Here is an 11,893-nt window from a genome sequence, read left to right on the forward strand (position 1 = left end):
AAACCCCCACCCCTTCCCTCCCAAAACTTTCGACTGGTGGGGAGGCTGCGCGGCGGGAGTTCCGCTGTTTCCTTGGGCCGTAGGCGTGGCTGGTGCTTGTGGAGAAGGTATTTTCGTAGTATAGCGTATTATTGAGAAAAAATGGCCTGACTGGATGAGCTCGCAGGCGGCTTTAGAGCTTTTTCACGTTGAAAAGGCTCTTCCGGCTGCGTGAAGCAGACGGTCGCTGCGAAGGCATAAGCACACTGTATTTGCGCTGTTCAATGCTGGAGTGAGCGTGTCTTACACTTTACGATTATACAATGTTAAAGTGGAGTTGCTCTAAAGTGCGGGCAGGGTATCCGAAGGATGCGGCAACTGGATTGCTGCGCAGGACGTTTCTGGGGGATTGGGAAAAGGCAATGATCGTATCCTGCTTTGGGGGAAAGAGCGGGATTCGTCTGTAACATATGGAAACGACATGCGGTATTTGACGGAACAGGATTTGATGGCCCGTTGCGGCTTGGGGCAGGGCGTGGAACTGCATCTTTCCCCGGAAGAGCGTCTGACGCCTTCCGCGCAGGAGCTGGTGAACAACAGGAAGATACGGATTCTCATCGTATCCGGCGACGGCCGCGTCGCCCGTGACGACGGGAAGGCCGTGCATCCCTTGGCGACCGAGGATCGTCCCTTCGCCAAGTTCGAAAAGACCGAAGCGCAGACCCATCTGAACGGCACGGAAATGGTGACCAAGGATCATCCCCGGATTTGGTTCCGGGGCAAGGTGGATTCCGCCATTGCCGCCGCTATCCTTGTCCAGACGCAGTTGCAGCCCGTGCTGGCGCCGGAGTTGCAGGGCTTGCTGGCGGATCTGCGTTCGTGGCTCGGATGGGCCATGCGTTGCGAAGTGCTGGATGAAACCGTTCCCGCATTGAGTATGGGGCCGTTTTCGCGGGAAGCTGTGCGGAGGTTGGCTTGCCATCCTGAGGAGCTTGGGTTGGAACCGCTGTGTCCCGATGCGGCGGAAGGTTCCGTTTTTACCTTACTCAACTGGTTGCGGGCGATCACCCGTGAAACGGAAGTGGCGGCGGCATTCGCTTTCCGCATGCAGAACGGTACATTGGAGCGCCCGGATATTTTGGAGCTTTTGGACGGGCTGAGCAACGCGGTTTATGTGTTCATGCTGTTGGTGAGGGCGGGCGACAGGGGCTTGAGAGCTATACAGGCCGCGCGGGGATAGGCAATGGACAGCAAGCAAATCCTCAGCGTCGGCATTGATATCGGAACGAGTACGTCGCAGCTTGTGTTTTCCCGTCTGGAACTGCGTAACCGGGCGGCGGCCTGTCAGGTCCCGCGTTTTGAAATCACGGATCGCCGGATCATCTGGCAGAGCCCGGTGGCCTTCACGCCGCTCACGGACGTGGACACGCTGGACGAGGCGGCCCTCGATGCCCTTATCCGAGGCTGGTACGCAGAAGCGGGCGTGCGACCGGAGGATGTGGAAACGGGCGCGGTCATTGTGACGGGCGAGAGCCTCAAAACCGTGAACGCCCGGCGGACGGTCATGCGTCTGGCGGACAGCCTCGGAGATTTTGTCGTGGCCTCGGCGGGCCCGCATCTGGAATCCGTCATTGCGGGACGGGGCGCGGGCGCTGCGGCGCTTTCCGAGGCGCGGCGCGGTACGGTCTTGAACATCGACATCGGCGGCGGGACATCCAACTACGCGGTATTCCGTGCCGGTCGGGTCATTGATACGGCTTGTCTCAACATGGGCGGGCGTCTGGCTGAAACCGATGGGCACGGCTGGATCACCCGCGTCCGCAAGCCGCTTCTTCCCGTTCTCGAAGAGTTGTACGGTTCCCGTGCGCCCGAAACCCTTGGCCCTGACGATATTCCCGCTATAGCGGACCGCATAGCCGGGTTGATCTGGCAGGTACTGGCTGACGAGCGTTCCCCGCTGGCGGATCGGCTGCTCCAGACGCCGCCGCTGAAACCGTGGCGTTATGATGCTGTGACGCTGTCGGGCGGGGTAGGGGCCTGTTACGCCGAACCGGACGCCGATCCGTTCCGGTTCCGGGATTTGGGGCCATCGCTGGCCCGCGCCATAGTGCGCCACCCCGGTTTTGCGGCGTTGCCCCTCCTGCCCCCCTCCCAGACGGTGCGGGCTACGGTGATCGGCGCAGGCTCGTGGATGCTTTCGCTTTCCGGCGCAACGGTCTGGGCTGATGACGCCCTGTTGCCGATGCGTAATCTTCCCGTGGTATTCCCGTGGCTGGACTGGCACGCCGAGTTGACGCCCGCCGCAGTGGAAACGGCGATTGGGGATGCCATGCGGCGTATGGACCTTGGCGATGCGGATCGTTTTGTCGTGGGGCTTCCCGCTGGGATGCCTGTTGCCTACGCCACCGTGTGTCTGCTGGTCGAAGCATTCGCCGGTTTTTGGAGCCGCCGCCCGGAAGGGCAGCCCGCGTTGGTGGCGCTCGCGGAGGACATGGGCAAGGTGCTCGGCATGGAGCTGCGCCCCCGCCTGAACGGGCGGCCTTTGGTGGTGCTTGATGAATTGAAGCTGGCCGACGGTGATTATCTGGACATGGGCAAGCCGCTGTATCAGGGCGGAGTCGTACCCGTCACCATCAAATCATTGGCCTTTTCCGGCTGATCCGCAAAGCCCGATACCATGAACGACAACGGATTTCTGTACAACCTTGAACGGGCGCAGGCAGGTCCGGTGGATGAGGAGGCGCTTGCCCGCAAGATGGCGGCCCGTGCCGCCCGTGTGGCCCGCGCGCATGAATCCGTATTCACGGAGGCGAACGGCTGGTCCGGGCAATTTCCGGGGACGCCGGGATATTACTATTTTGCGGACAGCGACGAAGGCCAGTATGTCATCGTCGAGGCGATCGGCGAAGATGAGGGTTTGGAGATTTACTACAGCGGCAGTGAGATAGCCTTTCCGCCGGAGGGCATGGACGGCAAATGGAAGCCCGTTCCCGTGCCTTGCGAGTGTTTGCGGGAGAGGGGCTGAGGAGGAAGAAGCCTTTAGGAAGGAAACCGCGCTGCCGTCGCAGGCTCGGAATATCTACAACCGCACTTGGCAGTCAGAGAAGTTTTCTCCGCTTGAGGGATCTTCCTTCCCGTTTCCTCCTCATTTTTCCAACGGTTCTGAACGGCTGGAAAGCTGTTTACTGGGAACCCGCTTTTTACGCCTTTGAGTTAAACGATAGCTCTCCGTGAGCAGATCGCGGAGTTCCTTTTCGGCGAAGCCGCTTTCCAGAAGGATCGTGATCCAGTGCTTCTTGTTCATATGGTACGCGGGCAGGATCCCCGGATCGCCGTACAGCAGCATGTCCAGCACTTGGGCACTCTTCACATTGATGATTTCGACGTTTCCTTTCCCCGGCAGCCCCAGCTTGGACTGGGGCACGCTCATCACGATGCCGTACCATTTCCCGTTATCCGCATGTCTCAATACGGCATATTCCGGTTCTTGAGGCCACGGGTAGTCCGGTTCCGTGCCGAATGTGGCCTTTACGTACGCGAACAATTCGTCTCGGGTAGGCATAAACGCTCCCATGTGCGGGTTCGTGTTTTGAGTTTGCGCATGTTGGTTATGGGGAAAACCGTCAACGAGGATTCGACAGGCGCGAACGTTTTTGGAGAGGGAGAAACGGACGCAAGCCGACTCTATAAAATGGGGGAAGGGGAATTTCTTTCAGAAAAACTTCCCTTTCCCCATTTTTATGCCTGTTCAAAGAGGGTGGGGACTACTCTTCCACCGACGCCTCGGCCTTTTCGATCTCCTGTTGGATGAATGCCGCGAGATCGGCGGGTTTCTCGCCCTCGAACCAGGCGACCCAGAGGGAGGCGTTTTCGTTATAGTCCTTCAGCGACTCGTAAAAGCCCACGGCGCGTTGCGAAGCCACGGCATAGCGCAGCTCGGGGTGGCTGGTCTCGAAGACCCGTTCGGCGTCCTCAAACGGCGCCTTGTTGATTTCTTTGACTTGGAACATGTGTTTCTCCATTGGTGGACGTGTGCCCTTGTGTAGCCTTTCCAGCAGATGGCGGCAAGATGCGTTCGTAACGTCCGCCCATCGCCTTGTAGATCTGGTTCTCGTACCGGATGACCCGGTATTTCGCTTCCAGCGCCGAAAGCATGGAGTTGTCCGCCGTATTCAGGGCGTCCAGATAATCCTTGAGCTCGGCGGCACCGAGATCGTAGCGGGTCTGGTAGTACTCTCCGATGCGCACGTCCTTCTGGTGCTTTGACAGGGTGTTTTCCAGCGAGCGCCGCGCGTTGGCATAACTGAAATAGGCTGTGTCCACCTCGTTCAGCGCCGACGTTACGGCCTGCGTGAAATCCAGTTTCGCCGATTCGAAATCCGCTTCGGAAATCTTGATGTTCCAGCGGATGGTGTTCCATTGCAGGAACGGGAAGCTGACGCGCACCGTGCCCGCGAGCAGGGGCAGGTCAAAGACCTTGCTTGAGGTTGAGGATGAGGTGCCGAGCGTCGAGCCGATGGAGATCGTCGGGTACCAGCTTGCGCGGTCCGACTCCAGCGTCTTGAAGGCGCTTTGCAGGCGGGCTTCCGAGGCCCGGATGTCCGGACGCGCGGAGAGGGCCGCCACGGGCACGTCGAGATCCACCCCGACCGTGGGGTAGGACATCAGGTCGGCATTGCCGATGACCGGATTCTCACCGGGGCGGATATTGAGCAGATCCCGGAGCGTCTGACGGGCCACATTCTGCCGATCTTGCAGATCAAGCAGGCTGTTGCGGGCCGAAAGCAGGGATTGCTGTGCCTGCAGGGGCTCCACGGAAGCCACCTTGCCGAATTCGTACTTGGCTTCAATGAGACGGAGCAGTTCCTGGTAGCGTTTGACGCTGGCGTCCATGACCTTGATGGATTCGTCAAGGTATTTCAGCTCGAAATAGGTGTCCGCCACGTTGTTGACGAGGGCCAGCCGTGCGGCTTCCCGGTCTTCCATCGTGGCCTTGTATTCCCATTCCTGCGCGTTGGCGGCGTTGCGGAGCTTCTGCCACAGGTCGACCTCGTAGCTCACCCCGAATTCGGTCTGGTACGAGCGCGCGGCGTTGCCGTTGTCGATGTTGTGGGACGCGGCGGCTGAAGCGTTCGCCGAAAACGAGGGTACAAGATCCGCGGAGAGCAGGCGTGCCTGATACAGCGCCCGGTTCACCTTGATGGCGCTCAGGGCGAGGTCCACGTTCCGCTCCAGCGCCAAAGCCACGATCCGGTCCAGATCCGCGTCGTGGTAGCCTTTCCACCATGCGGTGTTCAGGCTGTAGCTGGCGGCGACGTCCTCCGCCGGGAGCAGATCCGTTTTCAGGCTGCCCATCGGGTAGTTGGCACAGCCGCCGAGCCCGAGGACGAGCAGGGCGGCGATCAATCGTATGGCGTTCATCATTCCCTCGAAAGCGCGTCGATAGGGTTGAGGCGGGAGGCGTTCCGCGCGGGCATGAATCCGAAGACGATGCCGATGGCCGACGAGCAGACCAGCGCCAGCAGCATGGAGCCGGCGGAATAGGACATGGCGAAGTTGGAGACGAGCAGATCGAAGACCACGCCGATGAGGTAGGACACCACGATGCCGAGCACCCCGCCGATGACGCAGATGAGCACCGCTTCGATGAGGAACTGCTCCATGATGTTACCCTGTTTTGCACCGATGGCCATGCGGAGCCCGATTTCCCGCGTGCGTTCCGTGACCGACACCAGCATGATGTTCATGACCCCGATGCCGCCCACGACCAGCGAAATGAGCGCGATGCCCGAAATGAGCAGGGCCATGGTTCCGGTGGTGCTTTCGATGGTCTTCTTGATGCTGTCCGTGTTCACGGTGAAGAAGTCCGTCTTGCCGTGGCGGGCCGTGAGCAGGGCGGTCAGGTTCTTTTCCGCCATGAGGGGCATGACGTTGTCCTTCACCTTGACGATGACAGAGGAAATGTGCCGTTGCCCAGTGATCTTGTTCATGACCGTGGTGTAGGGGGCCCACAGGTTGAGCGTGTCGGTGGGGCCGAACACGGAATCCTGTTTTTCAGCCACGGCGATGATCTCCAGCGGCTGCCGGTTGAACAGGAGCACCTGCCCCACCGGATCGCCGCCGTTCGGGAACAGCTTTTTCCGGGTGTTGTCGTCGATGACCACGTAGGAATGGTTCGCCCGCACGTCGTCCCTGTTGAAGAACCGGCCTTCGGCGGGCTTGAGCCCCTTGACGTCGAAATACTGCTCGCCCACGCCGCTGAGCTGGGCGTTCACCGTGATGTTGCGGTAGACGAGCGTGCCCGCCGCCGTGGTATTGGGCGTGGCGCTGTCGATGTAGCTCTGCTTGCCGAGGACGTCGGAGTCCGCGACGGTAAGCGTCTTGACCTTGTCCGATTTCCGGTCGCCGAAGCCTTGGCCGGGATAGACGTTGATGGTGTTCGTGCCCATCGAGCTGATGTTGGCGATGATCTTTTCCTGTGACCCGCGCCCCAGCGCGACCACGGACACCACCGAGGCGATGCCGATGATGATGCCGAGCATGGTCAGCACGGACCGCATCTTGTGGGCGAGGATGGCCTGCACCGACATTTTGAACGCCTCGACGAACTGATCCTTGCGGAACAGGAAAGAGGCGCGGGGCGAGCGGGGGAGTTCGCGTTCCGGCGCGGGGACGAGTTCCCGGCTCCGGGTGTCGGAAATGATCGAACCGTCCTTGATTTCGATGACCCGGCTGGCAAAGCCCGCGATGTGGTGGTCGTGGGTCACGACGATGATGGTGTGCCCCCGCCGGTTCAGTTCGGTGAGGATGTCCATGACGTTCTCGCCGCTTTTGGAGTCGAGCGCGCCGGTGGGTTCGTCGGCAAGGATGATGCTGCCGCCGTTCATGAGCGCCCGGGCGATGGAAACGCGCTGCTGCTGGCCGCCGGAAAGCTCGTTGGGCTTGTTCTCCAGCTTGTCCGGCAGGCCCAGATCCGCGAGCAGGGACTTGGCCCGGTCAAGGCGCGCCTTTTTGTCCACCCCGGAGTATACGGCGGGAAGGGCCACGTTTTCCGTGGCGGACAGTGTGGAGAGCAGGTTGTAGCGCTGGAAGATGAACCCGATGCGCTTCCCGCGCAGTTCCGCGAGCTCGTCGCTGTCCAGCGTGCCGATGTCCACGCCGCCGATGCGGCAGACCCCGGAAGACTGGGTGTCGAGGCAGCCCAGGATGTTCATGAGCGTCGACTTGCCCGATCCGGACTGTCCGATGATGGCGACGAAATCGCCCTCCTCGATAGCAAAGGACATGTCCTTCAGCACATGGACGCGGTTTTGCCCGGTCCCGAAGAACTTGTTGATGCCTTCGGCTTCGATGATTTTCATAGCCGCGGTCCCCGGTGGCGCTGCTGGACTTGGGCGTCGCGTTCCTGTTGGGTGACCTGAGCGGTGATCACGGCGTCGCCTTCCTTGAGCCCGGAAAGGATCTGGATGTGGATGCCGTCGGCGATGCCGGTGGTTACTTCCCGGCGCTCAGGCTTGTCGCCGGGGCCGAGCACGCGCACGAACTTTTTGCCGTTGCGGGACTGGACGGCGATCACGGGGACGAGCAGGGCGTCCTTGACGTCCGCCACGGTGATCACGTTCTGGGTGGTCATGCCGATGCGCAACGGGCCTTCCTTGTTGTCGATAAGCGCTTTGCCGTAATAGTACACGGCGTTGTTCGATGACGAAGAGGACGACGAGGAGGCGGAGCTGCCCGTCGACGAGGTGGTCTTGTAGCTGCCGTCCGTGAGCGTGGTCAGGCCGGGGTCGATGGACGTCAGGGTGGCCTTGTATTCCGTCTCGGGATTGGAAAGGATGGTATAGGTGATGGGCATACCCGGCTTGACCGCCGTAATGTCGCCCTCGGAGATTTCGATCTTGATTTCCATCTTGTCCAGATCCGCGATCTGGACGATGGTGGGCGTGGTCTGATTGGCGTTGACGGTCTGGCCTTCGTCCACGGGCACGGAAACGATGGTCCCGTCGAGCGGCGCGGTGATGCGGGTGTAGCCGAGGTTGACTTCATCCGTGTTCACGGCGATCTGGGCTTGCCGGATCTGCGATTCGAGTTCTGTCACTTCGGCCTTGGCGAGGGCATAGGCGTTCTCGGCGTCCTCGAGGCTTTCCTTGGAGGCCGCATCTCGCTTCTTGAGCTGCATCTCACGGTCATACTTGGTTTTGGCGATCTTCAGGGCCACCTTTTTGGCGGCAAGCTGCGATTCGTAGGACTGGAGCCGGGCCTTGTCCGTCTCAAGCTGGTTAAGCTGCGGCACGGAATCGATTTCGGCGATCAGATCGCCTTTCTTCACGTCCTGCCCGAGGACGACATGCAGCTTTTTGATCTGCCCGCCGACCTGTGCGCCCACGCTGACGAGCTGGACCGCACCGACTTCGCCGGTGGCGTTGACGGTTCTGGTAATGTTTCCGGCCGTCACGGGTTCCGTCAGATAGGCCATCCCGTCGCCCTGATCCATGCGGAGCACATACCACGCGGCGACCGCTGCGGCGACGGCAAGCGCCGCGATGAGGAACAATTTCTTTTTCATCAATCAATCCACTGTACGGCATTCCCGGAAGGGAAAGCCCGTTTTGTCGCCCGGCGGAGCCGATGCGATGAGCGTTTTTTTGAATCGTCCCACAAGGGGGGGCGCGCTAGTCCGCCTTGGCTTCTTTGGGCGGAGGCGGCATTTTCCTCGACAGCTGCTTTTCCAGAAACTCTTGGGCCACGGCCTTCTGGCGTTCGTCGAGCAGCGGAGCCATTTCATTGAAATGCTTGATGATAAATGCCCGCCGGAAAGCCCTTGCCCGTTCGGATTCCTTGAGGAATTCAGGGTTAAGGCGGATAAAGACTTCCCGGACCTGTTCCTGCTGCTTCGGAGTAAGATCCAGCATTTCCGTCAGGTGCTCGACCGCCCGGTCGGGGCCCGGAGGCTGCCGGAACGATTTGAACCAGCGCGGGTTGCTGCTGCCGATGACGATACCGACGAGGCACCCGGCGGCAAAGGTCAGGCCGAGCGCCAACAGGCTCTTGAAGCGGGTCCGCATCAGAAAAACACCTCATACCCGGCAAGGGCCGACTGCGCGTATTCGGCGAGGGCGGTGCCGGGATCGCCCGCGTGCCAGAAGAGCATCAACGCACAGAGGATAATGACGGCATTCGCCAACGCAAGGGGCCGGAAGCGCTGCGCCAGCCAGTCCGGGACATCGGGATCGTCCATCGGGCTGAGCCGGACGGCGAACATCACACGCTCTTCCCATGCTTCGTCGAGCAGGGAAGGCCGGTCCGTATGCCCCTCGTTCCAGCGGCGCCGAGCCTCTTCCAGCAACCCGTCCTCGGGGGACTGGAAACCGATAAGGGCGGAAAGTGCGCCGCGCAAAGACTGCAAAAGGTTGTTCATGATTGCCTCCCGAGGCTTTCCAAAGGGGGATCGAGCGCCTCGCGCAGCTTTGCCTTGCTGCGGTGGACCCTGACCCGGACGTTGATCGGCGTCATGTCCATCATGGCTGCCGTCTCCGCAATGGAATAGCCCTCCAGAAAGGTGAGCGTCAGCAACATGCGATCGCGGGGTTCCAGACTTTGCAGGGCCGATTCGAGCTCTTCCCGCAAGTCGCGGCGTTCGTTTTCTTCTTCATAGAGGCGGAACGATGCCTGATCGGTCAGGCCTTCCGGTTCGTCCTCTTCGCCTCGGGCCAGAGAGCTGAATGGCGCTTCGGGCCTGTAGCGTTCGCGCAGCCGCTCGTAACAGCAGCGCAGGGCAATGGTCGCCAGCCAGCGCTCAAAGGAACCTTGCCCTTGGTAGGAACGCAGGCTCCTGTACGCCCTGACGAAGGTTTCCTGAGCCACTTCGGGCACCTCATGCGGCAGGACGTGCGCGGAAACGAGGCGCTCCACGCGCGGCCCATAGGACCGCAGGATGGAGCGGAACGCTTCCGCGTCGCCGTTCAGCACGGCCTGAAGGGTTTCTTCTCCCGCCTCCGGGATCATGGTCTGTTCCTTTTCTGTCGTTCAGCCCAGCCGCCTTGCGGGCGGAGGGAGTACGGGAAAGATGCCCTGTACAAGAAGAGTGTGCCGCTCCGTGCGGAATTGTTACAGCGGGCGTGGAAAATTTTTGGGGAAAGAACTTGGGGGAGGGGAGAAGGGCCCCTTTGCAAAGGGGCCCTTCTCCCCTCCCCCAAACCCCCCATCCCTCATCCCCCTAAACGTTTTGACTGGTGGGGAGGCTGTGCATCACGAGTTCCGTTGGGTGAAAAACGCTCTGGAAGAGGTGGCTGTGCCTATGAAGACGGAGAATCCCTTTCGCACTTTTTGTGGGGCTGTCGGCTTTGGTTCAGTATACGTGAAAGAAGCCCGTTCGCGTACTGTTTTTTATCGTTGCCTTCTGGGAGAGCCACGTTCAGGGAAATCAATCGGCTTTTTCAGTGTATGAAAGAACAACTCGTGCTTATAAATTGTAAAAAATGAAAAAATCCCTGTACGGCTCAGGCCGCACAGGGAGCCTTGTGAACAGGGATTCGATAAACATGAAAATCTTTGAAGAGGGAGGGGTGGGGTTTGGGGAGGGGGGGGAGAAACTTTCTCAGAACGTTTCTCCCTCCCCTCCCCGAATAATCCCCAATATTACTTGTTCATCCCTGCGGAAGTGCTCTGGGCGGCCTCAAAGAGGAGAGGCCGATCCTTGGTGCCGAGCAGCAGATACTGCATCTGCTCATGCGGGATGGCGTTCAGTTCGGACGAGCGGTTGAAATAGAAAGCCGTGCCGATGGCGACCCAGACGAGCAGCATGAACCACGACTCGATGCCGATGGCGGCGGGAGAACCGGGCAGGGCGAGCATGGCGAAGCAGGAGATGGAGGTCAGGCCACCGATGATCGCCACAGGCTTGCCCCAGCGGGCTTCGGGGATGTCGGGGAAGTTGGCGACATACTTGTACGCGGTCATGCAGGTGAACAGATAGGCGAGCGCGGTGCCCATGGCGGACATGTCGACGATCCAGTTCAGGGCCGAGCGGCCGAACCACGGGGCGATGAGGGTCAGGCCAAGCGTGAACAGGACGGCGTTGGTCGGCGTTCCGTGCTTGGGGTGCACCTTGACGAACCAAGGATGCAGGAATTTGCCGCGGCCCATGCTGAACAGGAGACGGGTCGTCGCCATGAAAAAGCCGTTCATGCCCGTGAAAATCCCGGCCATGACCGGAATGGCGAGGATGACGCCGCCGAATTTGCCGAAGGCCATGTTGGCCACGGCGCCCGTGGTCCAGCTGTGATTCTGACCGAGCAAGTCGGTATAGGGAACGATGACCGCGACCGCGATCAGGACCAGCGCGTAGAGAAGCGCGCCGCAGACGATGGAATTGATCATCAGGCGGCGGGATTTTTCGGGCGGGAAGTCGAATTCTTCAGCGGTCTGGGGGATCGTGTCGAAACCCACGAACAGCCACGGGGTAATGGCGAGGATGGACAGCACGCAGGCTACCGGGGAACGCCCTTCGGCAAAGAGGGGGAACAGGTTATCGACGTGGGATGTTTCCGTAGCGACGCTTCCTAGGATCAGCACCAGCACGCCGCCCGCGAGGGCGAAGGCCAGAATGAGCTGAAGGCTGCTCGCCATGTCCATGCCCCTGAAATTCATATAACCGAAGAAGATGAAGAAAGCCGACATCATGGCCAGTTCGCCCGCGTAGACGTCCCATCCGGCGACCGTATACAGATAGCCCACATCAAAAACGCCGGGCAGGACGAAGCGGCTGAGCAGCGCAAGGGCCGTGCCGTTGGCGGCGATGACGCAGAGGTAGCCGAGAACCAGCGCCCAGCCGCAGATGAAACCGGCCCGTGTCCCGAAGCCGACGTAGGCGTAGGTGAAGGAACCGCCCGCAACGGGATAGACTTTAATCAGA

The 11,893-nt window shown here is 60.5% G+C and carries 12 protein-coding genes; 3 read left to right on the top strand and 9 right to left on the bottom strand.

Translation table 11 applies throughout. The annotated features are described in order from the left end of the window. The first annotated feature begins 460 nt into the window (after nucleotides 1-460). Genes HMPREF0178_RS16870 through HMPREF0178_RS16880 form a run of 3 tightly spaced genes read left to right on the top strand, consistent with a single transcriptional unit; the run spans nucleotide 461 to nucleotide 3,004 of the window. The gene (locus HMPREF0178_RS16870; protein WP_009380991.1) at nucleotides 461-1,219 is read left to right on the top strand and encodes a hypothetical protein; all 759 of its coding nucleotides are present in this window, start codon (nucleotides 461-463) and stop codon (nucleotides 1,217-1,219) included. A 3-nt stretch (nucleotides 1,220-1,222) separates the two neighbouring features. Then, nucleotides 1,223-2,638, top strand: coding sequence for an ethanolamine ammonia-lyase reactivating factor EutA (locus tag HMPREF0178_RS16875; protein WP_009380993.1), 1,416 nt, complete (start codon nucleotides 1,223-1,225; stop codon nucleotides 2,636-2,638). Nucleotides 2,639-2,656: 18 nt separating this feature from the next. Then, nucleotides 2,657-3,004, top strand: coding sequence for a hypothetical protein (locus HMPREF0178_RS16880; protein ID WP_009380995.1), 348 nt, complete (start codon nucleotides 2,657-2,659; stop codon nucleotides 3,002-3,004). 120 nt (nucleotides 3,005-3,124) lie between these two features. On the opposite strand, the gene HMPREF0178_RS16885 is transcribed toward HMPREF0178_RS16880, so the two are convergent. From HMPREF0178_RS16885 to HMPREF0178_RS16925, 9 genes are all read right to left on the bottom strand, one after another. Beyond that, nucleotides 3,125-3,541, bottom strand: a complete 417-nt coding sequence (locus HMPREF0178_RS16885; RefSeq protein ID WP_009380996.1) for an MmcQ/YjbR family DNA-binding protein — start codon at nucleotides 3,539-3,541, stop codon at nucleotides 3,125-3,127. A gap of 202 nt (nucleotides 3,542-3,743) precedes the next feature. After that, a complete protein-coding gene (locus HMPREF0178_RS16890; RefSeq protein WP_005029676.1) occupies nucleotides 3,744-3,989 on the bottom strand; it encodes a hypothetical protein in 246 nt (81 codons plus the stop codon). Continuing rightward, nucleotides 3,952-5,400, bottom strand: coding sequence for a TolC family protein (locus tag HMPREF0178_RS16895; protein ID WP_009380999.1), 1,449 nt, complete (start codon nucleotides 5,398-5,400; stop codon nucleotides 3,952-3,954). The genes HMPREF0178_RS16890 and HMPREF0178_RS16895 overlap by 38 nt, the downstream gene beginning before the upstream one ends. Continuing rightward, entirely contained in the window at nucleotides 5,400-7,340 is a 1,941-nt protein-coding gene (locus tag HMPREF0178_RS16900) for a MacB family efflux pump subunit (RefSeq protein WP_009381001.1), read from the bottom strand. The genes HMPREF0178_RS16895 and HMPREF0178_RS16900 overlap by 1 nt, the downstream gene beginning before the upstream one ends. Then, a complete protein-coding gene (locus tag HMPREF0178_RS16905) occupies nucleotides 7,337-8,545 on the bottom strand; it encodes an efflux RND transporter periplasmic adaptor subunit (protein ID WP_009381003.1) in 1,209 nt (402 codons plus the stop codon). The genes HMPREF0178_RS16900 and HMPREF0178_RS16905 overlap by 4 nt, the downstream gene beginning before the upstream one ends. Before the next feature lie 106 nt (nucleotides 8,546-8,651). After that, nucleotides 8,652-9,044, bottom strand: a complete 393-nt coding sequence (locus tag HMPREF0178_RS16910) for a TspO/MBR family protein (RefSeq protein ID WP_009381008.1) — start codon at nucleotides 9,042-9,044, stop codon at nucleotides 8,652-8,654. Beyond that, nucleotides 9,044-9,397 carry a hypothetical protein gene (locus HMPREF0178_RS16915; RefSeq protein ID WP_009381014.1) on the bottom strand — a complete coding sequence of 118 codons (354 nt, stop codon included), beginning with the start codon at nucleotides 9,395-9,397 and terminating at the stop codon, nucleotides 9,044-9,046. Before HMPREF0178_RS16915 ends, HMPREF0178_RS16910 begins: the two co-directional genes overlap by 1 nt. Next, nucleotides 9,394-9,984 (bottom strand): RNA polymerase sigma factor, encoded by a 591-nt coding sequence (locus tag HMPREF0178_RS16920; protein ID WP_005029690.1) that lies wholly within the window; start codon nucleotides 9,982-9,984, stop codon nucleotides 9,394-9,396. The genes HMPREF0178_RS16915 and HMPREF0178_RS16920 overlap by 4 nt, the downstream gene beginning before the upstream one ends. 633 nt (nucleotides 9,985-10,617) lie before the next feature. Next, entirely contained in the window at nucleotides 10,618-11,892 is a 1,275-nt protein-coding gene (locus HMPREF0178_RS16925; protein ID WP_009381016.1) for an APC family permease, read from the bottom strand. Nucleotide 11,893 lies beyond the last annotated feature (1 nt).

The sequence above is a fragment of the Bilophila sp. 4_1_30 genome (assembly GCF_000224655.1).
GTDB classification, from domain to species: Bacteria; Desulfobacterota; Desulfovibrionia; order Desulfovibrionales; family Desulfovibrionaceae; genus Bilophila; species Bilophila wadsworthia.

What these genes read in the sequence shown, in the direction of transcription:
- HMPREF0178_RS16870 (WP_009380991.1), top strand. Translation starts at nt 461, where the DNA reads ATGCGGTATTTGACGGAACAGGATTTGATGGCCCGTTGCGGCTTGGGG.
- HMPREF0178_RS16875 (WP_009380993.1), top strand. Translation starts at nt 1,223, where the DNA reads ATGGACAGCAAGCAAATCCTCAGCGTCGGCATTGATATCGGAACGAGT.
- HMPREF0178_RS16880 (WP_009380995.1), top strand. Translation starts at nt 2,657, where the DNA reads ATGAACGACAACGGATTTCTGTACAACCTTGAACGGGCGCAGGCAGGT.
- HMPREF0178_RS16885 (WP_009380996.1), bottom strand. Translation starts at nt 3,541, where the DNA reads ATGCCTACCCGAGACGAATTGTTCGCGTACGTAAAGGCCACATTCGGC.
- HMPREF0178_RS16890 (WP_005029676.1), bottom strand. Translation starts at nt 3,989, where the DNA reads ATGTTCCAAGTCAAAGAAATCAACAAGGCGCCGTTTGAGGACGCCGAA.
- HMPREF0178_RS16895 (WP_009380999.1), bottom strand. Translation starts at nt 5,400, where the DNA reads ATGAACGCCATACGATTGATCGCCGCCCTGCTCGTCCTCGGGCTCGGC.
- HMPREF0178_RS16900 (WP_009381001.1), bottom strand. Translation starts at nt 7,340, where the DNA reads ATGAAAATCATCGAAGCCGAAGGCATCAACAAGTTCTTCGGGACCGGG.
- HMPREF0178_RS16905 (WP_009381003.1), bottom strand. Translation starts at nt 8,545, where the DNA reads ATGAAAAAGAAATTGTTCCTCATCGCGGCGCTTGCCGTCGCCGCAGCG.
- HMPREF0178_RS16910 (WP_009381008.1), bottom strand. Translation starts at nt 9,044, where the DNA reads ATGCGGACCCGCTTCAAGAGCCTGTTGGCGCTCGGCCTGACCTTTGCC.
- HMPREF0178_RS16915 (WP_009381014.1), bottom strand. Translation starts at nt 9,397, where the DNA reads ATGAACAACCTTTTGCAGTCTTTGCGCGGCGCACTTTCCGCCCTTATC.
- HMPREF0178_RS16920 (WP_005029690.1), bottom strand. Translation starts at nt 9,984, where the DNA reads ATGATCCCGGAGGCGGGAGAAGAAACCCTTCAGGCCGTGCTGAACGGC.